General features: G+C 68.1%; 25 protein-coding genes, 3 tRNA genes and 1 riboswitch. Of the genes, 10 read left to right on the forward strand and 18 right to left on the reverse strand.

From position 1 onward, the window contains the following. Positions 1 to 3 precede the first annotated feature (3 nt). Positions 4 to 780, reverse strand: coding sequence for an ABC transporter ATP-binding protein (locus tag B842_RS10470; protein WP_052437889.1), 777 nt, complete (start codon positions 778 to 780; stop codon positions 4 to 6). Between the two features lie 23 nt (positions 781 to 803). Here B842_RS10470 and B842_RS10475 point away from each other — a divergent pair, with 23 nt between their 5' ends. Continuing rightward, the gene (locus B842_RS10475; protein WP_040086573.1) at positions 804 to 1,214 is read left to right on the forward strand and encodes a globin; all 411 of its coding nucleotides are present in this window, start codon (positions 804 to 806) and stop codon (positions 1,212 to 1,214) included. On the opposite strand, the gene ald is transcribed toward B842_RS10475, so the two are convergent. Continuing rightward, positions 1,171 to 2,262 (reverse strand): alanine dehydrogenase, encoded by a 1,092-nt coding sequence (gene ald, locus B842_RS10480; RefSeq protein ID WP_040087612.1) that lies wholly within the window; start codon positions 2,260 to 2,262, stop codon positions 1,171 to 1,173. The genes B842_RS10475 and ald overlap by 44 nt on opposite strands. A 110-nt stretch (positions 2,263 to 2,372) precedes the next feature. Here ald and chrA point away from each other — a divergent pair, with 110 nt between their 5' ends. Further along, positions 2,373 to 3,581 carry a chromate efflux transporter gene (chrA, locus tag B842_RS10485; RefSeq protein WP_052437890.1) on the forward strand — a complete coding sequence of 403 codons (1,209 nt, stop codon included), beginning with the start codon at positions 2,373 to 2,375 and terminating at the stop codon, positions 3,579 to 3,581. A 5-nt stretch (positions 3,582 to 3,586) separates the two neighbouring features. Here chrA and B842_RS10490 read toward each other — a convergent pair whose 3' ends face one another. The 6 genes from B842_RS10490 to arsB all read right to left on the reverse strand — a co-directional run bounded on the left by B842_RS10490 (position 3,587) and on the right by arsB (position 7,475). Continuing rightward, positions 3,587 to 4,210 carry a DUF8185 domain-containing protein gene (locus B842_RS10490; RefSeq protein ID WP_211257055.1) on the reverse strand — a complete coding sequence of 208 codons (624 nt, stop codon included), beginning with the start codon at positions 4,208 to 4,210 and terminating at the stop codon, positions 3,587 to 3,589. Beyond that, entirely contained in the window at positions 4,207 to 4,656 is a 450-nt protein-coding gene (locus B842_RS10495; RefSeq protein ID WP_040086574.1) for an acyl-CoA thioesterase, read from the reverse strand. Before B842_RS10495 ends, B842_RS10490 begins: the two co-directional genes overlap by 4 nt. Before the next feature lie 199 nt (positions 4,657 to 4,855). Continuing rightward, complete coding sequence (locus B842_RS10500) at positions 4,856 to 5,482, reverse strand: arsenate reductase ArsC (RefSeq protein WP_040086575.1); 627 nt, start codon at positions 5,480 to 5,482, stop codon at positions 4,856 to 4,858. 44 nt (positions 5,483 to 5,526) lie between these two features. Then, complete coding sequence (locus B842_RS10505; RefSeq protein ID WP_040086576.1) at positions 5,527 to 5,940, reverse strand: arsenate reductase ArsC; 414 nt, start codon at positions 5,938 to 5,940, stop codon at positions 5,527 to 5,529. A gap of 3 nt (positions 5,941 to 5,943) precedes the next feature. Beyond that, a complete protein-coding gene (locus tag B842_RS10510; protein ID WP_040086583.1) occupies positions 5,944 to 6,360 on the reverse strand; it encodes an arsenate-mycothiol transferase ArsC in 417 nt (138 codons plus the stop codon). Beyond that, positions 6,357 to 7,475, reverse strand: a complete 1,119-nt coding sequence (gene arsB, locus B842_RS10515) for an ACR3 family arsenite efflux transporter (protein WP_040086584.1) — start codon at positions 7,473 to 7,475, stop codon at positions 6,357 to 6,359. Before arsB ends, B842_RS10510 begins: the two co-directional genes overlap by 4 nt. Before the next feature lie 81 nt (positions 7,476 to 7,556). Between arsB and B842_RS10520 the strand changes: the two genes are divergently transcribed. Beyond that, the gene (locus tag B842_RS10520) at positions 7,557 to 7,904 is read left to right on the forward strand and encodes an ArsR/SmtB family transcription factor (RefSeq protein ID WP_040087615.1); all 348 of its coding nucleotides are present in this window, start codon (positions 7,557 to 7,559) and stop codon (positions 7,902 to 7,904) included. Between the two features lie 289 nt (positions 7,905 to 8,193). Here the strand turns inward: B842_RS10520 and ettA are convergent, their stop codons facing one another. The 3 genes from ettA to B842_RS10535 form a co-directional block, all read right to left on the reverse strand. Next, positions 8,194 to 9,864, reverse strand: coding sequence for an energy-dependent translational throttle protein EttA (gene ettA, locus B842_RS10525; protein ID WP_040086585.1), 1,671 nt, complete (start codon positions 9,862 to 9,864; stop codon positions 8,194 to 8,196). 97 nt (positions 9,865 to 9,961) lie between these two features. Continuing rightward, positions 9,962 to 10,486: a single-stranded DNA-binding protein gene (locus tag B842_RS13865; RefSeq protein ID WP_052437891.1), complete on the reverse strand. Its 525-nt coding sequence runs from the start codon at positions 10,484 to 10,486 to the stop codon at positions 9,962 to 9,964. 133 nt (positions 10,487 to 10,619) lie between these two features. After that, positions 10,620 to 12,779, reverse strand: a complete 2,160-nt coding sequence (locus B842_RS10535) for a bifunctional copper resistance protein CopD/cytochrome c oxidase assembly protein (RefSeq protein ID WP_082028437.1) — start codon at positions 12,777 to 12,779, stop codon at positions 10,620 to 10,622. Positions 12,780 to 12,899: 120 nt separating this feature from the next. Here B842_RS10535 and B842_RS10540 point away from each other — a divergent pair. Beyond that, positions 12,900 to 12,973 (forward strand) — tRNA-Arg (locus B842_RS10540). 94 nt (positions 12,974 to 13,067) lie between these two features. Here the strand turns inward: B842_RS10540 and B842_RS10545 are convergent. After that, a complete protein-coding gene (locus B842_RS10545; protein WP_040086586.1) occupies positions 13,068 to 14,423 on the reverse strand; it encodes a Na+/H+ antiporter family protein in 1,356 nt (451 codons plus the stop codon). Positions 14,424 to 14,507: 84 nt separating this feature from the next. On the opposite strand from B842_RS10545, the gene cmrA reads away from it, so the two are divergent. The 4 genes from cmrA (at position 14,508) to B842_RS10565 (ending at position 16,646) form a co-directional block, all read left to right on the forward strand. Beyond that, complete coding sequence (cmrA, locus tag B842_RS10550) at positions 14,508 to 15,311, forward strand: mycolate reductase (protein ID WP_082028438.1); 804 nt, start codon at positions 14,508 to 14,510, stop codon at positions 15,309 to 15,311. A 1-nt stretch (position 15,312) separates the two neighbouring features. Then, positions 15,313 to 15,942, forward strand: a complete 630-nt coding sequence (orn, locus tag B842_RS10555; protein ID WP_040086588.1) for an oligoribonuclease — start codon at positions 15,313 to 15,315, stop codon at positions 15,940 to 15,942. A gap of 49 nt (positions 15,943 to 15,991) precedes the next feature. Then, positions 15,992 to 16,064, forward strand: a tRNA-His gene (locus tag B842_RS10560). A 210-nt stretch (positions 16,065 to 16,274) separates the two neighbouring features. Continuing rightward, a complete protein-coding gene (locus B842_RS10565; protein WP_040086589.1) occupies positions 16,275 to 16,646 on the forward strand; it encodes a carboxymuconolactone decarboxylase family protein in 372 nt (123 codons plus the stop codon). A gap of 4 nt (positions 16,647 to 16,650) precedes the next feature. On the opposite strand, the gene B842_RS10570 is transcribed toward B842_RS10565, so the two are convergent. After that, positions 16,651 to 17,922 carry an LLM class flavin-dependent oxidoreductase gene (locus B842_RS10570; RefSeq protein ID WP_040086590.1) on the reverse strand — a complete coding sequence of 424 codons (1,272 nt, stop codon included), beginning with the start codon at positions 17,920 to 17,922 and terminating at the stop codon, positions 16,651 to 16,653. Positions 17,923 to 17,926: 4 nt separating this feature from the next. Then, entirely contained in the window at positions 17,927 to 18,703 is a 777-nt protein-coding gene (locus B842_RS10575; RefSeq protein WP_040086591.1) for a 3-oxoacyl-ACP reductase, read from the reverse strand. Positions 18,704 to 18,733: 30 nt separating this feature from the next. After that, a riboswitch (TPP riboswitch) is annotated at positions 18,734 to 18,835 on the reverse strand. Positions 18,836 to 18,946: 111 nt separating this feature from the next. Between B842_RS10575 and B842_RS10580 the strand changes: the two genes are divergently transcribed. After that, positions 18,947 to 19,828 (forward strand): SDR family oxidoreductase, encoded by an 882-nt coding sequence (locus tag B842_RS10580; protein ID WP_040086592.1) that lies wholly within the window; start codon positions 18,947 to 18,949, stop codon positions 19,826 to 19,828. On the opposite strand, the gene B842_RS10585 is transcribed toward B842_RS10580, so the two are convergent. Beyond that, entirely contained in the window at positions 19,829 to 21,019 is a 1,191-nt protein-coding gene (locus tag B842_RS10585; RefSeq protein WP_245631338.1) for a L,D-transpeptidase, read from the reverse strand. 238 nt (positions 21,020 to 21,257) lie between these two features. Here B842_RS10585 and B842_RS10590 point away from each other — a divergent pair. Beyond that, a tRNA-Lys gene (locus tag B842_RS10590) sits at positions 21,258 to 21,330 on the forward strand. A gap of 164 nt (positions 21,331 to 21,494) precedes the next feature. Here the strand turns inward: B842_RS10590 and B842_RS10595 are convergent. Genes B842_RS10595 through B842_RS10605 form a run of 3 tightly spaced genes read right to left on the reverse strand, consistent with a single transcriptional unit; the run spans position 21,495 to position 24,139 of the window. After that, on the reverse strand, positions 21,495 to 22,157 hold the full coding sequence (locus tag B842_RS10595) for a membrane protein (protein WP_040086594.1): 663 nt from the start codon (positions 22,155 to 22,157) through the stop codon (positions 21,495 to 21,497). A 41-nt stretch (positions 22,158 to 22,198) separates the two neighbouring features. After that, on the reverse strand, positions 22,199 to 22,840 hold the full coding sequence (locus tag B842_RS10600; protein WP_156119507.1) for a hypothetical protein: 642 nt from the start codon (positions 22,838 to 22,840) through the stop codon (positions 22,199 to 22,201). A 48-nt stretch (positions 22,841 to 22,888) separates the two neighbouring features. Continuing rightward, positions 22,889 to 24,139 carry a glutaminase gene (locus B842_RS10605; protein WP_040086596.1) on the reverse strand — a complete coding sequence of 417 codons (1,251 nt, stop codon included), beginning with the start codon at positions 24,137 to 24,139 and terminating at the stop codon, positions 22,889 to 22,891. Positions 24,140 to 24,194 lie beyond the last annotated feature (55 nt).

The following is a 24,194-nucleotide window of genomic DNA, read 5'->3' on the forward strand; positions in this document are numbered from 1 at the left end:
GAATTATATGCAGAGCGCGAACCAGCGTCCGTGGACCTTCTCCAACGACACCGGCAGGTCGTAGAGTGCCGACAGGTTCCCCGAGGTCAGCGTCTCGTCGACGGGTCCGGAGGCCAGGACGCGGCCCTCCTTGAGCAGCAGGACATCGCTTGTCGACGCCGCGATCTCCTCCACGTGATGCGTCACCAGCACCGTCGTCAGGCCGGGCTGCGCCGCGCGGAGCCGGTCGATCACACCGAGCAGTCTCTCCCGTCCGGGGAGGTCGAGGCCGGTGGTGGGTTCGTCGAGAAGCAGCAGCTCCGGTTCGTTGATGAGGGCCCGGGCGATGAGCGTGCGGGCACGTTCGCCCTGCGAGAGGGCGGACCACCGGCGGTCGCGTTTGGCGGCCATGCCGGTGAGCTCGAGGAGCTCCTCCAGGCGGGCGAGTTCCGCAGACTCCGGCGTCCAGCGCGGGAGCAGCCCGTTGGAGGCGGTGACGCCGGAGAGCACGAGTTCGGCGACGGGGTGGTCGCCGAGGCGCTGGCGGGGGTCGACCCAGCCGATGCGCCGCCGCAGACGCTGCAGCTCCACCCGGCCGAGGCGTTCCCCGAGGATGTCGACGGTCCCGGTCGTCGGGTACCACCAGCCGCCGGCGAGGCGCAGCGCGGTCGACTTGCCGGCCCCGTTGGGGCCGAGGACCGCCCAGTGGGAACCGACCGGCGCCTGCCACGTGACGTCGCGGATGAGGTGGGTGGAGCTGCGGCGGACGGTGGCGTCGAGAAGCGAGAGGGCGTGGGACATGCCCGCCAGCCTAGACTGGCCACATGAGTTCCCTTTATGACGCGGTCGGCGGTGACGCCACCTTCTCCCGGATCGCCGCCGGGTTCTATGCGCAGGTGAAGACGGACGACATCCTGGGGCCCATGTACCCCGAGGACGACTGGGAGGGCGCCGAGAACCGCCTCAAGTGGTTCCTCGCCCAGTACTGGGGCGGACCGGCCACCTTCAACGAGAAGCGCGGCGCCCCGATGCTGCGCCGCCGCCACCACGAGTTCCCCGTGGACCGCGCGGCTGCGATCCGCTGGCTGGAGCTGATGAAGGTGTCACTCGACAGCATCGACGAGGAGACCATCCCCGCCGGGTACCGCCACCAGATCTGGGATCACATGGAGCGGGTGGCGGCGATGCTCATCAACCGAGAAGATCCGGGAACGCCTCCTTCACTGGCTCACTGATCAGGCGGCCGTCGCAGGTCATGATGCCCGGCTCCAGACCCGGGTGGTTGTCCACCGCCCGGTCCACGCCGCCCGCCGCGATCGCGCGGACGTAGGGCAGGGTCGCCGAGGTGAGCGCCCGGGTCGAGGTGTTGGCCACCGCGCCGGGCATGTTGGGCACGCAGTAGAAGCGGGTGCCGTGGACCTCGTAGGTCGGGTCCTCGTGGGAGGTCTTGCGGGAGGGCTCGAAGCAGCCGCCCTGGTCGATGGCGACGTCGACGAGCACGGCGCCCTGCTTCATGCGGGCGACCAGGTCGTCGCTGACCAGCGTCGGGGCCTTCGCGCCGGCGACGAGGACGGCGCCGATGACGAGGTCGGCGTCGAGAAGCTCGGTCTCGATGGTCATCGGGTCGGACAGCAGGGTGCGGACGTTGCCCTGGTAGAGGTCGTCGAAACGCGCGAGCACCTGCGGGTCGAGGTCGAGGACCGTGACGCTGGCGCGCAGACCCTGCGCGATCGCGACGGCCGAGGCGCCGACCTGACCGCCGCCGAGGACGACGACCTTCGCCGGGGCGGTGCCGGGCACGCCACCGAGCAGCACGCCGCGGCCCCCCTTGGAGCTCATGAGGTGGTGCGCGCCCTCCTGCACGGCGAGGCGGCCCGCGACCTGGGACATCGGGGTGAGCAGCGGGAGGCCGCCGCGGGCGTCGAGGACCGTCTCGTACGCCAGGGACAGGGTGCCGGCGTCGAGCAGCGCCTTCGTGCACTCACGCGAGGACGCCAGGTGCAGGTAGGTGAACAGGATGAGGTCCGGGCGGAGGAAGCCGTACTCCTCCGGCAGCGGCTCCTTGACCTTGAGCACCATCTCGGCGCCCCAGGCCTCCTCCGCGGAGGCGACGACGCGCGCGCCCGTCGCCTCGTACTCGGCATCGGTGAACGAGGAGTTCTCGCCCGCCCCGGCCTGAACAATCACCTCATGGCCGTCGGCTACGAGGGTGCCTGCCCCGAGCGGGCTGAGGGCCACGCGGCCCTCCATGTTCATGATTTCCTTCGGGATTCCGATACGCATGACCACTGACTCTACTAGGCGCCTTCCGGACGCTCGTCGGAACCGGCTGGTTAATGATGTAATCCCGGTTACTGTCGCTCGACGCGCACTTCTCGACGCCCCGCCCTACCATGACGAGCGTGAAGGAATCCGCAGACAAGAACAACGGCACCACAGGAGAGGTCATCCGCAGCTTCGGGCTGCTGGGCGTCACCGCCTTCGGCGGGCCGACCGCCCACCTCGGCTACTTCCGCGAGGAGTTCGTCGCGCGGCGCAGGTGGCTGAGCGAGAGGTCCTACGCCGACATCGTGGCGGTCGCGCAGTTCCTGCCCGGCCCGGCATCCTCGCAGGTCGGCATGGCCCTGGGTTACCACCGGGCCGGCTGGCCCGGCATGCTCGCCGCCTGGGTGATGTTCACCGCCCCGTCGGCGCTCATCCTCGCCCTGTTCGGCGTGCTCCTGTCCACCACAGGTGTCGACGCCGACCAGGGCTGGATCCGCGGCCTGCTCGCCGCGGCGGTCGCCGTGGTCTTCCACGCGGTGGCGGGCATGGCGAAAAACATGGCGAACACCCGGATCACCGCCACCATCGCCGTCCTCGCGGGCCTCATCGTCCTGGCGGTGCCCAGTCCGTTCACCCACGTCGCCGTCATCCTCGCAGCGGGCCTGCTGGGCCTGGTGCTGCTGCGCGGCACGGACGTCGACCCGGAGGAGGAGTCGGGACTCGACGAGGTCCGCCCCGTCAGCTCCCGGGCGGCGGTCATCGCGCTCAGCCTGTTCTTCGTGCTGCTGGCCGGCCTCATGCTGGGGGCGGGCGCGTTCGGCGGGTGGCTGGTCACCCGCCTGGCGGCCTACTACCAGGCCGGTTCCCTGGTGTTCGGCGGCGGCCACGTCGTGCTGCCGCTGCTCGAGCAGCTCACCGTCGCCGAGGGCTGGCTGGGCCAGTCGGAGTTCCTCGCCGGCTACTCCGCTGCCCAGGCGGTGCCGGGCCCGCTGTTCACCTTCGCGTCCTTCCTCGGCGCCGTCGACGGCGGCTGGGCCGGGGCACTCCTGGCGACGGTGGCGATCTTCCTGCCCTCCGCCCTGCTCATGACCGCGGGCCTGCACTTCTGGGGCCGCTGGCGCCACTCCCCCGTCCTGCGCACGGCCTTCACCGCCGTCAACGCGGCCGTCGTGGGCCTGCTCGGTGCGGCGCTGTGGGACCCGGTGTTCACGCACGGCGTCACCGGGGTCGCCTCCCTGACGATCGCGGCACTGTGCTGGCTGGGACTGGCGAAGTGGCAGCTCCCGCCGTGGTCGATCGCGCTGTTCGCGGCGCTCGCCGGCTGGGTCCTGCTCTAGGGGCCCTAGAACAGGGACAGCGTGCTGGAGCGGTAGACGGTGCCGAAGGGGGCGTCGACACGCACCCAGCGCCCCACCATCGACACCCGCAGGTGACGGGGGATATCGAGGGGTGCGGCGAAACCGGGGATGAGCCCCAGCGACGTGCACGTGAAGATCGTGCGCATGGGGATCTCCGCGGTGCCGGCCTCGCCGGTGACCGTCAGGACCGTCTGGTCCAGCAGGCTGGCGGGCGGGCCGAGGGGGCCGGAGAACTGCCGCGCGAGGGCCTGCCCCTTGTCCGCCAGGTCGCGGACAACGTCGACGGGGATCTCGTCGAGCAGCTGGAAACCGGTGGCCGGGGGCAGCGCGCCGGGCCAGTTCGGGTCGCGGGCCGGACCAATGGTGGAGGTGCCGGCCCGGAGGGCGTCGAGAAGCTCCACCGCGGAGACGACCGCCCCGTCGCGCGAGACCTCCCCCTGGACGCGGCGGGAGGCGATGACCTGGAAGGGCGTGGTGACGAAGACGTCGACCCAGTCACCCAGCTGGCGGAAACGCACGGAGGCGGAGGCGTCGAGGTCGGTGGCCCGGCCGATGAGTGACTGCAGACCGGCCGCGCCGTCGAGGATCCGCAGGGACTCCTGCATCACTTGTCGGAGTCGCCGGCCTCGAGCTGGTCGAGATCCTCGGCGCGGGTGAGGATCTTCATCTCGAGTTCGGTGATGGAACGCGGGCGCTCGGTGTTGAGGTCGATGGCCACCTGGACGCACTCGACGATGCAGGCGATGCGGCCCTGCCGGTCCTTGATCTCCTGGCGGGTGGTGAAGGAGGTGTTGCCGATCTCGACGACCTGCGTCTCGATGAGCAGCTCCGTGGTGTCCGGCATGACCGGGCGCAGGTAATCGACGTCCAGGTGGCGGACGAAGACGGCGAAGTCGTGGCCGCGGGCCGTGAACTCCTCCTCGGCGAACTGCAGGCGCGCCTCCTGGGCGACCTCGATGTAGTTCGCGTTCATGATGTGGCCGTAGCGGTCGAAATCGGACCAACGGACCGGCACGGTCGTCACATGCAGGGCGGAGTTCTGGTCGGCGTTCATGTGGGGGCTGTTCCTCTTCAGGTGTTGCTCGCGGGATTAATCACGGAGTTGATCACGGTGTGCGCGGATTGCTCCCGTCCAATCTATACCGGATCGCCGGCAGGTGGGCCTCGGGCTGCGCCGCTCCGCCGGGAGACACCGGGAAAACGAAGGAGCGGGCCGGCTGATCCGGCCCGCTCCCCCGCTGATTGAGCATCTTCTAACGGACGGTCTGCCAGAGACTCTTCACGCGCTCGTCGATCTCATCGACGATGGCCTCCACCTGCTCGCGGCTCTGGTCGGCCGGATCTGCCAGATCCCAGTCCAGGTAGTGCTTGCCGGGGTAGATCGGGCAGACGTCGCCGCAGCCCATCGTGATGACGTAGTCGGCTGCCCGCACCACGTCGTCGGTCAGCGGCTTCGGGTAGGCGCCGGTGAGGTCGAGTCCGCGGTCCCGGAGGACCTCGACCGCCATCGGGGAGATCTCGTCGCCGGGGGTGGAACCTGCGGAACGCACCTCCACGCCGTCGCCGGCGTAATGCTTCAGCAGGGCGGCGGCGATCTGGGAGCGTCCGGCGTTATGGACGCAGACGAACAGTACCTGCGGCACCACGGAGGCGATCTTGCCCTCCGCCTGGGCCAGCGCCCGCAGGCGGTCCTTGGCGAAGCGCTCCGCGAGGACCGGAAGGTAGGTCTGGACCTTGGCCGTGCGGGCCAGTGCCGTGTAGGACTCGTAGACGTAGCGTTCGATGGTCTCGGCGGAGAAAACTCCCCGGTAGGTGTCGGTGAGGTTGCCGGTGATCCGCTTGAGGAGGTTGGTGTGCAGCGCAGAAGCTTCGGTGGACATGCCGTGCCTTTCCTGGAGCATGTAGGTGACGGTGGGTGGGGTGGTCAGGGGATCAGTTCAGCGAGCAGAACGGTGACGCGGCCCTTAATGTCGTCGCGGATGCCGCGGACGACTTCGAGGTCCTTTCCGGCCGGATCCTCGAGCTGCCAGTCCTCGTAGCGTTTGCCGGGGAAGATGGGACAGGTGTCTCCGCAGCCCATGGTGATGACCACGTCGGAGGCCTGGACCGCCTCGGTGGTGAGCACCTTCGGGGAGGCCTGCGTCAGGTCGATGCCCTCCTCCGCCATGACGGCCACCGCGGCCGGATTGAGCCGGTCACCGGGTTCGGAGCCGGCCGAGAGCACCGACACCTTCCCGCCGGACAGCTCCTGCAGGTAGGCGGCGGCCATCTGGGAGCGGCCCGCGTTGTGCACGCAGACGAACAGGACGCTGGGCCGGTCGTTTCCGGTGGCGGCCACGGCTCAGCCCGCGAGTTCCGCGACGAGCTGCTGGACGCGGGCGTCGATGTCGTCGCGCACCAGGCGCATGCGCTCGACGCCCTCGATGCCGCGTTCCGACGGCTCGTCGGTCACCCAGCGCTCCAGCGTTCCGCGCGCGTCCGCGGGCAGCTCAAGCTCTGCGTCGGCGCCGAGGATGACGGTGCGGTCGACCCCGCGCAGCAGCTCGGGGTCGATGCCCTTCGGCGTCCCCTGGGACATGTCCGCGCCGACCTCGGCGATGGCTTCGACGGACTGGGCGTTGAGCTTGCTGCCCGGCTTCGTGCCGGCGGAGTGGATCTCCAGGCGGTCGCCGGCGTGCTTGGCGGCGAGTGCGGCGGCCATCTGGGACTTGCCGCCGTTGCCGACGCAGACGAACAGGACGGAAGGTGTGGTGGTCATGATGCGACGGTTTCCTTTGCAGTGGTGTGGTTGGTGGAAGGCGTCCTGCCGGTCGGCAGGGTGGGATCGTTCGGGAAGAGCTTCGGTCCCACCCACAGCATGACGTAGACGAGGCCGACGAGCACGGGGATCTCGATGAGCGGGCCGATGGTGCCGGCCAGCGCCTGGGCGGAGGTGGCGCCGAAGGTGCCGATGGATACGGCGATGGCGAGTTCGAAGTTGTTGCCCGCGGCGGTGAAGGACACCGACGCGGACTGGGCGTAGCCCATCCCGGACGCCTTCGAGGCGAACAGTGCGATGGCGAACATGCCGACGAAGTAGGCCAGCAGCGGGATCGCCACCCGTGCCACGGTCCAGGGCTGGGAGGTGATCTGCTCACCCTGCAGGGAGAAGAGCAGCACGATGGTGTAGAGCAGACCGATCAGCGCCAGCGGCGAGATCGCGGGGATGAACTTCGACTCGTACCAGCGCCGGCCCTTGACCTTCTCGCCGATCACCCGGGACAGCACACCTGCCAGCAGCGGGATACCCAGGAATACGAGGACGGAGGTGACGATGGACCAGAAGGAGAACTCCGCGGAGGTCGTCTCCAGGCCCAGCCAGGAAGGCAGGACCTGCAGGTAGAACCAGCCCAGGACGCCGAACATGAGGACCTGGAAGACGGAGTTGATGGCCACGAGCACGGCGGTGGCCTCGCGGTCGCCGCAGGACAGGTCGGACCAGACGAGCACCATGGCGATGCACCTGGCCAGTCCGACGATGATCAGGCCGGTGCGCAGCTCCGGCTCATCGGGCAGGAAGATCCAGGCCAGGGCGAACATCAGGGCCGGGCCGACGATCCAGTTGAGGATCAGGGAGACAGCCATCAGGCGTTTGTCGGCGGTGATCTCGCGGGTCTTGTCGTAGCGGACCTTGGCCAGGGGTGGGTACATCATCACCAGCAGGCCGAGGGCGATCGGCAGCGAGATGCCGCCGACCTCCAACGCACCAAGGGCGTCGCCGATCCCGGGGACAGTGCGTCCGATAATAAGGCCGGCGGCCATGGCGAGGATGATCCATACCGGGAGATACTTGTCGAGGAAGGACATACGAGGGGGTCTGACTGGTGCAGTCATGCGACACCTTTCAAGGTATTGACGATTATCAATACCTAAAGTACTTCCCTTATCGACATCCGTCAATATATGCTGGCCTACATGACCGCCGTGCAGATTCTCCCCCTGGCCGACCTCTCCGCATGCTGCTCGCTCGGCACCGACCCGCTCACCGACGACGAGGCCAACCGCTATGCCGCGCTGTTCAAGGTGCTCGCCGAGCCCGCCCGGCTGCAGATCCTCTCCCAGTTGGCTGCCGGGGGCTGCGGCCCGGTCAGCGTCAACGAGCTGACGGACCTCATCGGGTTGAGCCAGCCGACGGTCTCCCACCACCTGAAGAAACTGACCGAGGCGGGGCTGCTGGAGAGGATCCGGGAAGGCCGGACCGTCACTCACCGGGTCCGTCCCGAGCTCTTCGCCGAGCTGCGCACCGTCCTGCAGATGGATTAGGCGTCACGGGGGACCGGTTAGTGGGGTCCGACCCCCCGGCCCCCGGCCCTCCCGGTTGGCCCGGCTGGCCTGGTTGGCCGAACGGCGCGATCTCAACTACGCGATCGCGCCTTCTATCGCCACTATGTGCATAATAAGCGTCATGGATGAGTGATCGCGTAGTTGAGATCGCGCCTTTTGTCACGTCCCGCCCCCCTCGCCCCTCAACCCAGACCAGCCCCGGCCCGCACCCCGGGAACGCCGAAGGCCCGCACCCCGGATGGAGTGCGGGCCTCGCCCAAAAGTCGTGTTAGCGGGTCAGGCGACGGTGGGTGACGCGCGACGGACGTGCGGCCTCCGCGCCGAGGCGCTCGACCTTGTTCTTCTCGTAGTCACCGAAGTTGCCCTCGAACCAGAACCACTTGCCCTCCTCGATGTTGCCCTCCCAGGCGAGGATGTGGGTACAGGTGCGGTCCAGGAACCAACGGTCGTGGGAGATGACCACGGCGCAGCCCGGGAACTGCACGAGCGCGTTCTCGAGGGAACCGAGGGTCTCGACGTCGAGGTCGTTCGTCGGCTCATCGAGGAGCAGCAGGTTGCCGCCCTGCTTGAGGGTCAGCGCCAGGTTGAGGCGGTTGCGCTCACCACCGGACAGGACCTTGGACGGCTTCTGCTGGTCCGGGCCCTTGAAACCGAAGGCGGACAGGTACGCGCGGGACGGCATCTCGTTCTGGCCGACCTTGATGTAGTCCAGGCCGCCCGAGACGACCTGCCACACGGTCTCCTCCGGGTCGATGTTCTCACGGCCCTGGTCGACGTAGGACAGCTTGACGGTCTCGCCGACCTCGACGGTGCCGGCGTCCGGCTGCTCCAGACCGACGATGGTCTTGAACAGGGTAGTCTTACCCACACCGTTCGGGCCGATGACGCCGACGATGCCGTTACGCGGCAGGGTGAACGACAGGTCCTTGATCAGGACGCGGCCGTCGAAGCCCTTCTGCAGGTCCTTGACCTCGACGACCTTGTTGCCCAGGCGCGGCGGGGTCGGGATCTGGATCTCCTCGAAGTCCAGCTTCCTGTACTTCTCGGCCTCGGCGGCCATCTCCTCGTAGCGCTCCAGACGGGCCTTGTTCTTGGCCTGACGGGCCTTCGGGGAGGAGCGGACCCACGCCAGCTCGTCCTTCAGGCGCTTCTGCAGCTTCTGGTCCTTCTTGCCGGCGACCTCGAGGCGCTCCGCCTTCTTCTCCAGGTAGGTGGAGTAGTTGCCCTCGTAGGGGTGCAGCTTGCCGCGGTCGACCTCACAGATCCACTCCGCGACGTGGTCGAGGAAGTAACGGTCGTGGGTGACGGCCAGGACGGCGCCCTTGTAGTCGGCGAGGTGCTTCTCCAGCCACAGGACGGACTCGGCGTCCAGGTGGTTGGTGGGCTCGTCGAGCAGCAGCAGGTCCGGCTCGGACAGCAGCAGCTTGGCCAGGGCGACGCGACGACGCTCACCACCGGAGAGGTTGGTCACCGGGGAGTCGGACGGCGGGCAGCGCAGAGCCTCCATCGCCTGCTCGATCTTGGAGTCGACCTCCCACGCGTCGGCGGCGTCGAGCTCCTCCTGGAGGCGACCCATCTCCTCCATGAGCTCGTCGGTGTAGTTCGTCGCCATCTCCTCGGCGATCTCCTCGAAGCGCTGCTTCTTCTGGAAGATCTCGCCCAGACCCTCCTCCACGTTCTCGCGGACGGTCTTCTCCTCGTTGAGCGGCGGCTCCTGCAGCAGGATGCCGACGGTGGCACCCGGATCCAGGAACGCCTCGCCGTTGGAGGGCTGGTCGATGCCGGCCATCACCTTGAGGACGGAGGACTTGCCGGCACCGTTGGGTCCGACGACGCCGATCTTGGCGCCCGGGTAAAAGGCCATCGTGACGTTGTCAAGGATGACCTTGTCGCCGACGACCCTTCGCACATTCTTCATCGTGTAGATGAACTCGGCCATTTCTCCCCTATGTTGCTAGTGCGGTAAAGACACTCCACAGGGTACATGACCGGCCATGTCCTGCGGGAACCGTGTGACCGGTGCCGCCGCCCGGAGATCAGAACGGCGGCGCGGTGTCTCCCTCCCCGCTTTCCGACGTCGCCGTGGCCACCGTCCCCACGTCCGGCTCGCCGTTGTCCCTGTGCACCTTGTCGCACAGGCTCTGCGGGTCCACGTCCGCCGGCAGGGCCGCGCCGATGAGGTTCTTCTCCGCGGTCTCGATGCGCTGCGAGGCGATGACGTAGCGGTTGAGGTCGAGTCCGAGGGAGTAGCAGCGCAGCAGGACCATCTGCTGCTTCTTCCCCTCCCTGTCGTCCCACTCCGCGGTGACGAACGTGCCGTGCGCGATGACCGGCATGCCGCGGCTGAGGGACTTCTTGGCGTTGAGGGCCAGTGGCCCCCACATCTCGAGGTAGATGTAGAGCGGGTCGACGTCGTTCCAGGTGTCGGGCCGCTCCTTGTCCCGGACCCGCCGGGAGGAAGCGACGCGGACGCGCGCCTTGTAGTTGCCGGTCTTCTCGAAGTGGTGGAGCACCGGTTCCTCGGTGAGGTTGCCGATGATGGTTGACGTGGTCTGAGCCATGGTGAGTCCCCCTCGGGTGTGGTGTCGTGCTGACACCTCGCACCCTGGCAGGGACCGGGAGGGACGACAAGCGGGCGTCGTCACGCCTGTGGACAGACCCCCTCCATCCACAGGCACGGGTGCGCCGCGGAGTCTAGCGCTTGCGGCGCGCCCGCAGATCGAGTACCGGCCCGGCGTCCTCGACGGGGGTCTCCGCGGGGGCGTCCTCCTGTGCGCGGCGGAACTCCTTCTCCTCGAACTCCTCGCGGGCGGAACCACCGGCGGCCATGCGGGCGAGCATCTCGTTGTAGGACTCCCAGTCATGGTCCTCGCCGGACTCGACGCGCTTCTCGTAGGCGACCTCGGTCGCGCGGTCCTCACGGCGCCAGCCGATGAACAGCAGCAGGAACACCAGGCCCATCGGGAAGGAACCGGAGGCCCAGCCGATGCCGCCGCCGACCTTCTGGTCCTCGAGGAGGTTGAGCTCCCAGGGCAGGCCCAGGGTGGTGTAGAACTCCTCACCCATGACCGTGGTCAGCTGCATGAGGTAGATGCCGGCGAAGAGGTGGAACGGCATGGAGCCGACCAGCCACGCCAGACGGATCGCCGTCGGACGCTTCACCGGCACCGGGTCCGGGCCCACCAGCTCCCAGAAGTACAGGTAGCCGGAGATGAGGAACGCCCAGTTCATCGCCAGGTGGCCGGCGTGCTCGGAGATCGCCAGCTCATACAGCGGGATGAACATGTACAGGACGTAGAAGACCACCAGGAACTGCACCGTGTTCACCAGCGGATGCATGATGAACCGCAGCAGCGGCGCCTTCGTGATCGCCAACGCCCAGTCATGCGCCGTCGGCTTGCCCGGCTCACCCGGCTCGTAGGCGGCCATGATGAGCGACAGCGGCGCGCCGAGCGCGAGGAACAGCGGCACCACCATCGACAGGGTCATGTGCACGATCATGTGCATCGAGTAGGTGGCCGGCATGTTCATGCCCAGGCCGGAGCTCGTGGTGACGAACAGGCTGCCCGTGCCCACCAGCCACATCGCGGTGCGCAGGTGGTTCCAGGAGCCACCGCGGCGGTGGACGCGCCACAGGCCGTACAGGTACCCACCGGTGATGAGGATCGCGATGGCGCCGAACATCACGTCGAAACGCCACATCGTGAAGACGTTGCTCAGGGTCGGCTTCTCGTAGAGGTCGTAACCCATCTGGATGGCCATCTGCGTGAGGTTCGGGTCACGCGGCGGGGGCGGCGGGGTGCGGCCCATGGTGATGGCCACGCCGGTGACCGCCGCCATGATGATCGCCTCCCCGACGGCGAACCACAGGAACAGCTTCGGCTGACGGTTGATCTGCGGGATCGTGATCATCCGGTGCACGAAACCGAGGAAACCGAGCACCACCAGGCCGACGGTCTTGGTCACCAGGATCCAGCCGTAGGTCGTGGTGAACCAGTCCTCCCACTCGACGCGCACCGCGGCGTTGATGAGGCCGGAGACGATCATCACGAGGATGGAGAACAGGGCGACCGTCGAGTAGCGGCGCAGCCCCCGCTCCATGTCCGGGCCGAGACGCCGCCCGTGCGCGATGAGCGCCATGAGGCCACCGACCCACAGGATCATGCCCACCAGGTGCCACAGGTAGGAGTTCGTGCCGTAGTCGTGCGCACCACCGGCCGCCGCGTGGCCCTCCATGCCCAGCGGCACGATCGTGAGAATCGCACCGATGAGCAGCAGCGGCTGCGCGATCCACCTGCGGAAGATCAGCCCCGACACACCGACGATGAGACAGACGACCGCCACCACGGACCACGCCAGCGCCGTCGCCACCTGGCTCACGGCCACACCCCACATGTCCAGTGCCAGCGCGTTCCGGAACGGCGTGCCCGACACGTCGGAGAGCACCAGCGGGATCTGGACCGTGGCGATGAGACCGAAGCACAGCGTCGCCACCGCACCCGTCCGCGCCGCGATGTCACCGTCGACGCTCAGCGGCGCCTCGACGAGGCGTGAGTTGTCGTTGTCCGGCACCTTCGGCGAGATGTAGAACGCCGAGAACATGAACGAACCGACGGCCAGCGCCGCCAGCATCCAGCCCACCGCGCGGGTGAACGGCAGACCCCAGGTGGTCACCGGCCCCGGATCGGGGATGCCCAGCGCCACGAGCGACTCCGTGAGGAACTCGAAGGAGATCGTCGCGCCCACCAGTCCGGCGACGGCGAAGAACAGGAGGTAGAGCGGCCACGTGGGCCTCACCCTCGCCGTGCTTCTCGACGCCTGCGTGGTTTCTTCCCTGACCTGCGGTGCTGACATGCGCTCTACCCTAATCCGCTTCCCGTGGCAGGCATAGCCGGAGACCCGGCACGTGAAACTGCTCACTACCTGGGAACTTTTCTTCCTGGGCAGGTCGGTGCGTTAAGATCTAGCACGCATGCCTCCGTAGCTCAGTGGATTAGAGCAGTCGGCTTCTACCCGATTGGTCGCGGGTTCGAATCCTGCCGGGGGCGCTTCTCACCTCCCGGTGTCGATCGCCGGTGAACATCACCGATCCCGGCCGCCGGGACGGGCGATGTTCACCGGCGATCGACCTCCCCGGGGTGGTTACAGCACCATCGCCGCCGCCCAGCCGGCGATGAGCAGCGGGATGTTGAAGTGGAGGAACGTCGGGATCACCGAGTCCCGGATATGGTCGTGCTGCCCGTCCGCGTTGAGACCGGAGGTCGGACCCAGCGTCGAGTCCGAGGCCGGGGAACCCGCGTCACCGAGGGCGCCGGCCGTGCCGATGATCGCCACCGTCGCGACCGGCGAGAAACCCATCGTCAGGCACAGGGGGACGAAGATGGTGGCGATGATGGGGAGCGTCGAGAAGCTGGAGCCGATGCCCATGGTGACGATGAGGCCGACGACCAGCATCGCCAACGCCGCCGCCGGCTTCGAGCCCGCGAACAGGTCGGCGGCCGCCACGACGAGGGACTCCACCTCGCCGGTGGCGGACATCACCGCGGCGAAGCCCTGGGCGGTGATCATGATGAAGCCGATCAGCGCCATCATCTTCATGCCGGAGGTGAAGATGTCGTCGGCCTGCCCCCACTTCACCGCACCCGTCGCGAGGAAGATCGCCAGACCCGTGAGCGAACCGACGAGCAGCGAGTTCGCCTCCGAACCACCGGCCTGCATGACGACCTGGATGGCGAACGTCGCGACGATCGCGATGAGCGCCACCACCACGCGGTAACGGGAGATCGGCTCGTCCTCCACGCCGGTGCCGACGGTGATGGGGCGGTCGGCGTAGTCACGGGGGCGTCGGTAAGTGAAGAGCACCGCGATGAGCAGACCGACGATCATGCCGGACGCCGGCAGGGACATGGTGGTCACGATGTTGATGCCGCTGGTGTCCAGGCCGGCGCGCTCGATGTTGCCCAGCAGAATGTCGTTGAGGAAGATGTTTCCGAAGCCGATCGGGATCCACATGTAGGTGGTGACCAGGCCGAACGTCATGACGACGGCGACGAGACGACGATCGATCCGCAGACGGTTGAACACCGCCAGCAGCGGCGGGATGATCAGCGGGATGAACGCGATGTGCACCGGGATGAGGTTCTGCGACATGACCGCCATCGCCAGGATGCCGGCGACCATACCCCACTTCGTCCACATGATCGTGCGGGTCTTCGCGGAGGTGCTGTCGACGCCCAACTTCCCGATCAGCCAGTTCGCCAGCAGATTCGGCAGCCCCGAACTCGCCACCGCCATGGCGAAGGCACCGAGCAACGCATAGGACAACGCGATCTGCGCACCCCCGGACAACCCCTCCTGGAAGGCGAGCATCGTCCCGTCCAGGCCCAGCCCACCCAGCAGGCCACCCACGATGGCACCGATGAACAGAGCCAGAACCACATGGACCCTGACGACGGACAGTATGAGCATTACCAGCACGGCGATCAGCACGGCATTCATGAGTGCCAGAATATGTGGTTCGGTGCGGTGGTCTGACATCAGGTCGGGGGCGGGGACGGTGGGGCGTCGATTAGCCTGGGTCCCATGACTCTCCCCTCCCCCAGCCCGGAATCTTTCGCGGTCGTGACCGGCGCCAGCCAGGGCATCGGCATGGCCATGGCCCGTGACCTCGCGTCGATGGGCCACAATCTGATTGTGGTGGCGCGTCGAGAAGCGGTGCTCCGCGAGCTTGCCGACGCCCTCGAGGCCGCCCACGGCGTCACCGTCGAGGTCGTCGCCGCCGACCTGAGCAAGCATGAGGACGTCTCGCGCCTCATCGAGCACATGGATGCGCGGGAGGTGTCGATCCTCATCAACTCGGCGGGTATCGCCACGTTCGGCCCGCTGGTCAGGCAGGACTGGGATCATGAGGTCGATCAGTTCCACCTCAACGCCACCGCCGTGCACCGGCTCACGCGCGCGGTTCTCGACGGCATGCTGGCCCGACGCTCCGGCGCGATCTGCAACGTCGGTTCCGCGGCGGGCAACGTGCCGATTCCGAACAACGCGACGTACGTGTTCACGAAGGCCGGCGTCAACGCCTTCACGGAGGCGCTGCACTACGAGCTCAAGGGCACCGGCGTGACGTGCACGCTGCTCGCGCCGGGTCCGGTGCGGGACGCGGTGGTGCCGGAGGAGGAGAAGTCGATCGTCGACAAGGTGGTCCCCGATTTCCTGTGGACCACCTACGAGTCCTGCTCCCGCGAGACCCTCGAGGCGATGGCGAAGAACCAGCGCCGCGTCGTCCCGGGTCCGCTGAGCAAGGCGATGAACGCGATCTCCAAGGTGGCGCCGACGGGGCTGCTCGCCCCGCTGATCGGCCGTTTCTACGCGAAGATGGGAGCCTGACGTGAACGTCGCACCGAAGAATGACCGCCTCGTGTGGGTCGACCTGGAGATGACCGGTCTCGACCCTGACAGGCACGTCATCGTCGAGATCGCCGCGCTGGTGACCGACGCGAACCTGCAGATCATCGGCGAGGGCGTCGACCTGGTCGTCCACGCCACCGAGGAGGAACTGGCGGAGATGGACGATTTCGTCACCAACATGCACGAATCCTCCGGCCTCACCGAGCAGATCCGCACCTCGACCGTGACCATGGAGGAGGCCGAGGACGCCGTGCTCGCGCTCATCGCCGAGCACTGCAGCCCGGAGCACCCGGCCCCGCTGGCCGGCAACTCCATCGCCACGGACCGGGCGTTCCTCCGTGCGCAGATGCCGCGTCTCGACGCCGCCCTGCACTACCGCATGGTCGACGTCTCCTCCATCAAGGAGCTGGCACGCCGCTGGTTCCCGAAGGCGTACTTCAACCAGCCGGAGAAGGGACTGGCCCACCGCGCGCTGGCGGACATCGTGGAGTCCATCCGCGAACTCGACTACTACCGACGCTCCGTCTTCGTCCCCGCGCCGGGCCCGGAGTCCGCCGCCGCAGCCGAGTGTTCGGCGGCCGCAACCGCCCACTACCAGCGGTTTTTGTAATTCGGGGATAATGGGTTAATCTGTAGTCCGCTGCGATACAGCAGCGATGGTGGCTGTAGTTCAGTTGGTAGAGCACCAGGTTGTGATCCTGGGTGTCGCGGGTTCGAGCCCCGTCAGCCACCCCGAGGGAAACGCCCTCCGGCTTCGTGCCGGAGGGCGTTTCGCATTTCCCACACGCAGGGTCGAGAGGACATGGTCGGGGCCGGAGTGGTCTCGAACGTGCACCGCGCCTGGCGGACTGGTCCCGACCATGTGATCCCGCACCAGCGAAGGGCGCTCCCCGCCCCGCCCATCTCCTATACTGTCGGCGCCAGTCAACCAAAGGAGAGAACATGACGTTCAGCATGGACAAGGGCAACGAGTTCGTCGCGGAGACCCAGTCGCCGGAGGGCGCGGCGGCCTGGAAGGAGCAGCTCGACGCCTTCGCGCCGGGCGCGTCCGACTGGGTCGTCGGTGCCGTGTTCGGCGGCACCTACCAGCGGGAGGGCATCGACCTGCGCACCCGCCAGCTGCTCAACATCGCCGCGCTGGCCGCGATGGGTGGCGTTGAGCCGCAGCTCACGGGCCACATCAAGACGGCTCTCGACGTGGCCGGGATGAGCCGGCAGGAGGTCGGCGAGTCCATCGTCCACCTCATGCCGTACATCGGCGTGCCCAAGACGCTGGCCGCCATGCGCTGCATGAAGGCCGCCGTCGAGGGCTGACCCCCTACTCCGAGAGGTGCCCGCGCAGCGTCGTCCCCTGGTAGGAGGTGCGGAACACGCCGCGCTCCTGCAGGACGGGGATGACCATGTCGACGAAGTCCTCGATGCCGGCGGGCAGGGACGGCGGCATGAGGTTGAAGCCGTCGGCGCCGCCCTCCTCGACCCAGCGCTGCATCTCGTCGGCGATCTGCTCGGGAGTGCCCACGAAGGTGGCGTGCCCGCCGCCGGCGGCGAGGTAGCCCAGCAGCTCACGGACGGTGGGCTGGCGGGACTCGATGATGCGCAGGATCGTCGCGTAGCGGCCCTGCGGTCCGGTGAACTCCTCCAGTGGCGGCAGCGGAGGCACAGGGGCATCGAGTTCCCACTCCGAGGTGTCCTGCTGGATGAAGTACTCCAGCCCCCGCAGGGCGTCCGCGACGGGCAGCAGCTCGTTGAGCGCGCGCTGCTTGGCGCGGGCCTCCTCCTCGGTGCGGCCGACATAGGTGACCAGGCCGGGCATGACGATCAGCCCGTCCGGGTCGCGGCCCAGCTCCTGTGCCCGGCGGCGGACGTCGAGGCGGTACTCGCGGGCCATCTCCAGGTCCCACGCCACGGCGTAGATGCCCTCGGCGTAGCGGGCCGCCAGGTCGCGCCCCGGCTCGGAGGCCCCGGCCTGGAACAGGACGGGGCGGCCCTGCGGGCCGGCGGGGATGTTGAGCGGACCGGCGACGTCGAAGAAGTCGCCGGAGTGGTGGGGCGTCGACAAGCGGGAGGCGTCGGCCCAGGACTCGTCGCACACGACGGCGTCGGCCGGGAAGGAGTCCCACAGGTCGTTGACCACGCGGATGAACTCGTCGGCGCGGGCGTAGCGCTCGGCGTGCGGCGGGAGGGCCGGCATGCCGTGGTTGCGGGCCTCGTCGTCGCCCATGGAGGTGACGACGTTGATCCCGGCGCGCCCACCGGAGATGTGGTCGAGGCTGGCCAGGAGGCGGGCGGCGTGGAACGGGGGCCAGAAGGTCGCGGAGATGGTCGTGACCAGGCCGATGTGTTCCGTGGCGCGGGCCAGGGCGGTGAGCGTGGTCACCGGCTCCAGGAACCAGGCGGGGCCACCGCCGACGCCGCCGATCGCCGCGGACTGGCCGTCGGCGAGGAAGAAGGCGTCGAGGCAGCCGCGCTCGGCGATCTGCGCGAGCTCCTCCCAGTAGGTGATGTCACCGAGGCGGTGCACCGAGGAGTCCTCCGCACGCCAGGCGGAGGTGTGGTGTCCCGCCGCGAAGGCGAAGAGGTTGATGTGCACGGATCTAGTCCTTGACCAGGCCGCCGTCGACGACCAGGTTCTGGCCGGTGATGGAGCGTGCCCACGGGGAGGCGAAGAAGAGGATCGCGTCGGCGAACTCCTCCGGGGTGGTCACCGACTGCAGCGGGGTGCCCTGCGCGATGAAGTCGAAGACCTCGTCCGGGGTGGCGGCGGAGGCGTCCGTCTTGCGCAGCAGGCCGCCGGACAGCATGTTGACGGTGACGCCGCGCGGTCCCAGGTCGGCGGCGAGGGTGCGGGTGAGGGAGAGCAGGGCGGCCTTCGCGGCGGTGTAGTCGTGGTACGGCACGACCGGGTACTGGAAGAGGTTGGTGCCGATGGTGATGACGCGGCCCGAACCGAACTCGTCGAAGCCCGGCAGCGCGGCCTGGGTGACGTTGAGGGTGCCCTGGACGGCGCCCGCGAACTGGCTCTCGAAACGCCCGTAGGTGATCTCGTCGGCCTTCGGGCGGGCGTCGCCGTCGAAGGAGAAGTCGATGAGCGCGTTGGACACGACGGTGGTCACGGGCGTGCCGAACGCCTCGCGGGCCTGCGCGAACAGGGCGTCGATCTGCGCGCGGTCACGGACGTCCGCCTGGATGGCGACCGCCTGCCCCGGGTGCTTCTCGACGAGCGCCTCCGCCTCCTCCGCCGAGGAGAAGTAGTTGATCACGACCTTGGCGCCCTCACGCAGGAACGCCTCGGTGACGGCCTTGCCGAGCCCGCGGGCTCCGCCGGTGACCAGCACGATCTGCTCGTTGATGGGTGTTGCGGTGATGGACATGCGTACGCCTTTCTCGGTGAGAAGGCGAAGGTAGCGCCTCGTGGACATTCCCTTCGCCAGCATTAACTGGATCAGGTTCGACGGGTGTGTTCTCAGCTGCCCTCTTCAGGGGCAGCACCCCGTGTCACGTGACCGCCACCATACCAACTCGCGGGGGCGGGCCCAGCCGGTGGCGTCGGGAAACCCCGGGCCGATACTTTCCGTATCCTCGATTGCACATCCACTAATGAAAGGACCGGAGCCATGAACGCTCACGATCCCCGCTCGCTCCACCCCACGATCGACCCACCGCAGCAGACCCAGCCCCACCCGGGCCTCGACGCCGAACTGGAGCCGAAGGCCGACCTCGGACTCGACACCTACGAGGGCCACGGCCGCCTCCGGGGCCGGAAGGCCCTGATCACCGGCGGCGACTCCGGCATCGGCGCCGCCGTGGCCGTCGCCTACGCCCGCGAGGGTGCCGACGTCGCCATCTCCTACCTCCCCGAGGAGGAGCCCGACGCCCGGAAGATCATCCAGGCCATCGAGGACGCCGGCCAGAAGGCCCTGGCGCTACCCGGTGACCTGCAGGAACTCGCACAGTGCGAGAAGATCGTCGCCGACACCGTCGAGGCCTTCGGCGGGCTGGACATCCTGGTGAACAACGCCTCCCGCCAGATCTGGCACGACGGCATCGAGAACATCCCCGACGAGGACTTCGACGCCACCATGAAGTCCAACGTCTACTCCGCCTTCCGCGTGACCAAGGCGGCGATCCCGCACCTGCAGCCCGGCGCGGCGATCATCTTCACCTCATCCATCCAGGCGTACCAGCCCTCCCCGCACCTGCTCGACTACGCCCTGACCAAGGCCGCGATGAACAACCTGTCGAAGGGACTGGCCGAGCAGCTCGCCCCGGAGGGCATCCGCGTCAACGCCGTCGCCCCGGGCCCGGTGTGGACCCCGCTGCAGCCCTCCCACGGGCAGCCGCCGGAGAAGATCGAGGGCTTCGGGCAGCAGACCCCACTGGGGCGCGCCGGGCAGCCGGCCGAGCTGGCCGGGGCGTTCGTGTTCCTCGCCTCCGACGAGGCCTCCTACGTCATGGGGGAGACGCTGGGCGTCACGGGCGGCACGCCCACCCCGTGATCACCAGGCCGAGGTCTCGTCGGCGTTGCCCTTCTTCCACTTCTCCCACGGGATGTTCCAGTCGCCGAGGCCGTCCCAGCCGGAGAGGGTCCCGCCGACGGTGTTGCGCACCACGACGGGGTCGCCGCGCTTGACGGTGTTCTGGAACCACTGCGCAGCCTCGTCGGTGACGTTGATGCAGCCGTGGGAGACGTTGCGGTAGCCCTGGTCCCCCACCGACCACGGGGCGCCGTGCACGTAGATGCCCGACCAGGACATCTGCGTGGCGTAGGCGACCTTCGTCTTGTAGCCGCCCTGGTCGTAGGCCAGGCCGTAGGTCATGGAGTCCATGATCATCGACTCCAGCTGGTCACCGACGATGTACGTGCCGTTCGGCGTGGCCCAGCGTTCCGTGTCCCGTCCCAGCGACACCGGGATGGTGCGCAGCACCTCACCGTTGCGGGAGACGGTCATGGTCTTGGTGGCGTCGTCGACGACGGTGCGCACGTCCTCGCCGATGGTGAAGCTCATCGCGTTGTCCTTCGAGCCCCACACGCCGCCGCCGAGATCCTTTCCGTAGAGGTCGGCCTCGACGGTGACCTCCGTGCCCGGGGTCCAGAACTCCGCCGGCCGCCAGCGCAGCTCGGAGTTGTTCAGCCAGTAGAACGCGCCCTCCACGGGCGGCGAGGTGGTCACGGTGATGGCGTCCTGCGCCGCCTGCCGGTCCTTGATGGGAGTGCCGAAACGCATGGTGATGGTCTGCGCGACGCCGACCACGGCGCCGTCGAGAGGTGCCAGGGCGACACCGCTTGTCGACGCCGGGTCGGGCGTCGAGAAGCTCACCGTCGTCCTCTGCCCCGCCCGGTCCTCTGCGACGACCTTGTACGTGCGGTGGTAGCCGAGCACCTCCGTGGTGGTCCACGTCCGGCCGTCCGCCGACAGCTCCGACTCCACGACCTTGCCGTCCTGGTTGGTCATGGTGACCGAACGCAGCCCCTCCTCCGAGGTGACGGTGACCGGCTCCGTCGGATCGTGGTCCCGGGCCCCGTCCTTCACCGACACCAGCGTCGGCGCCGGGGCGACGGACGTCTCCACCGCCGTCCCGCTTGCCGACGACCCCTCGATCGTGCAGCCCGCCACGAGACCGCCGACCAGTACGGCCGCGACCGCCCCTGCTCCGAACCGCCGCAGCGGGATGAAACCGAACCTCAAGAAAATTCCTCTGCCGTGGTACGGGGCGCACCGTCCGCGCCCCACTCAATACGTGACAGCGTAACCGTTCCGGGAGAGGCTGACCAAGATTCCATCATGAACCATGCTTTTAAGACGTGCATGACATGCCTCAAAAACGCCTTTTGACCTGGCGATTTGTCAGGTTACATGATTGCCTGTTATATTTTTCTTCGTTGCCCGGACAGCCCGAGACAAAGGGAAGAACGGAAAACGGAAAGCGCCATTAGCTCAATTGGTAGAGCAACTGACTCTTAATCAGTGGGTTCGGGGTTCGATTCCCTGATGGCGCACAACAAGGACAGGCCCCGCAGTGTTTCACTGCGGGGCCTGTTGCGTTGCTCCCGGGCTCCCCGAACAACGTCGAGATCACATCGTCGGGAGGACCCCCGCTACGCCGTATACGTTCGAGACCACATGTGCTTCCGACCATCTGGTCTCGAACTTGTCCGGCGCCCTACAGCAGCGCCACCGCACCGAACAGCGTCAGCGCCACCGCGACGATGTAGCCCGCCAGCTTCACCATCAACTCCTGACGCTCCCGCATCCACTCGAAGGCGCGCCCGAAAGCGGAGTACGGGTACGCACGTACCATGCCGACGAACACCGCCGACACGGTAGGCAGGCTGAGCGCCAGGCTGGCGTAGACGACGAGGCCGACGTAGCGCACAGCCACGTGGTAGTCACCGGCGGAGAGGTAGGCCAGGCCGGTGAAGAACGGCACGGAGGTGGCCGACTGCACCGCGCCGAGGATGAAGCCGACGAGCACCGTCTTCGCGGAGGGCGCCTGCAGGGGCTCCAGGATCCGGCGGACCAGGGGCGAGTCCCCGTCGCCGGAGCTGCGGAGGGTGAGCAAGAAGGTGAGCACGCCGGTGGCGATGAGCAGGATGCCGAACACCGGGGACTCCAGGGCCCGTTGCACCAGGTCGCCCAGCCCGTCGAAGACCAGCATGGTGACGAGGGAGAGGACGAAGACGCCGAACCAGTCGCCGGCGACGAGGAGGGTGACGATGCGTCGGTAGGCGGCGTTGCGGGGCAGCATGACGCCGAGGGCGACGATGACGCCGATGAGGAGGGCGTTGAGGGAGTCCAGCAGCCCGAAGGACACGGCCTGGAACACTAGATTCTCACCTCGTGGTGGTTGTTGCGCATAGGACGACCCTACAGTCCGGTGGCGGTGCGGACCTTCTCCAGCTGTGCCTCGAAGGCCCGGTGCACGAGGTCCTCGCTGAGCTGGCGGCCGGCGGCCAGGACGCCGTTGTTGCCGACGAAGTCCTGGAGGATGACGGCGTCGAGGGTCCGGCCGTCGTCGCCGGTGGCGGTGACGTGCATGCCGGGACGGGCCCCCTGCACGGCGGTGACGTCGTAGGTGACGTGGTGGGCGTCGTCACGCACGGGCCGGTCGCAGTGGGTGACGATGTCCCCGTAGATGCGCGCGGCGTCGACGACGGTGTCGGTGGAGAAGAGGCCGATCTCGAGGCTGCCGGCGTCGGCGGTGAACAGTCGGCTGGAGGAGGCGTGCGGGAGGAAGCGGGCGTGCAGGCCGGCGCGGATCGCCTCGGCGCAGGGGCCCTCCGTCTGGATGTCGGGTATGACGGTGCTCAGGCTCATGGTCCCCTCCCCGGCCTCGACGGGCTCCCCGGCGACGGCCTGCGGGAGGCCGGTCTCGGCGGCGGTGAGGAGCAGGGCGGTGAGTTCCCCGGCCTCGAGGAGGCCGGAGGCGGGTTCGGTGGTGCATGCCGCGAGGAGGGTGCAGGCTGCAGCCGCCGTCAGCACCGCGGCGAGCCGGCCTCCTCGTAACATGAAAACCCCCTGAGAAAATTAGTCTCCCTCAGTATAGTCCTCACAGACTCAGAGAACGTCAACCGTGTCGACGAGGGTGCCGTCCGAGAACTCGAGGTTCGTCACCACTCCGTCGGGGTCGAAGATCGAGCACCGGAAACCGTCCTCCCGGAGCCGGCGCAGCCCCTCCTTCACCATGCGCCGTCCCATCCGGTTGAAGGAGGTGACGCGGGAGACGTCGAGCACCAGGCGGGTGCCGCCCAGGTTGTGGGCGGACAGTTCGTGGAGGATGTTCTCCGCGGCGGTGAAGTTGATGGTGCCCTGCAGGCGGATGACCGTGTCGTCGCCGTCGCGGGTGATCGACCGCACCCCGGGTACGGACTGCTGGTCGGCGGACATGAGGTGCAGCCCCATGTCGTGGGAGAGGAGCTCGAACATCCGCACGCCGCGCACGGAGTTGCCCTGCGAGTCCAGGCGGGGAGAGAAGGACGCGATCCCCAGCTGGCCGGGCAGCGTCCCGATGAGTCCGCCGGACACCCCGGACTTGGCGGGGATGCCCACGCCGGCCATCCAACGTCCGGCGCCGTCGTACATGCCGGCGGAGCTCATCACGGCGAGGGTGAGGCGGCAGGCCTCGGGGCTGAGGAGCCTCTCACCGGTGACGGGCTGGACGCCTCCGGTGGCCAGCGTCGCGGACATGACGGCGAGGTCGCGCGTGGTGACCAGGATCGAGCACTGGTCCGTGTAGCTGCGGACCGCGTCGTGGGCGCTGTCGCGGATGATGCCGTAGCTGCGGAGCATGTGCGCGATGGAGAGGTTGCGGTCGGCGCCGTCGAGTTCGGAGGCGGAGAGGCCACCGTCGATACGCAGTTCCCGTCCGGCGAGGCGGGAGAACAGGTCCCGGATCTTCTCGACGCGCTCCTCCACCGACGAGTCCACCCCGTTGATCAGCTGGTTCACCGCGATGGCCCCGGCGTTGATCATCGGGTTGACGGGCCGGTTGTCGTTGTCGTCGAGGGAGAGTTCGTTGAAGGCCTCGCCGGAGGGTTCCAGTCCGACGACCTCCATCACCGCGTCGGTCCCGAGTTCCTGCAGCGCCAGGGCGAAGACGAAGGGCTTGGAGATCGACTGGATCGTGAACTCCACGTCGGCATGCTCACCGGCGGAGTACACGTGCCCGCTGGTGGTGCACAGGGCGAGGGCGAGGCGATCGGGGTCGGCCCCGGCCAGCTCGGGGATGTAGTCGGCGACCTCACCGCCGTCCGAGTCGCGGACGTGGTCGAGGATCTCCGTGAGGTAGTCGGGGATCGGCATCTTCATGCTTCCCGACACTACCGACCGGGGCCGCTAGTGTCGGGAAGCATGAGGAGCAGGC

The organism is Corynebacterium humireducens NBRC 106098 = DSM 45392, assembly GCF_000819445.1.
Taxonomy (GTDB): domain Bacteria; phylum Actinomycetota; class Actinomycetes; order Mycobacteriales; family Mycobacteriaceae; genus Corynebacterium; species Corynebacterium humireducens.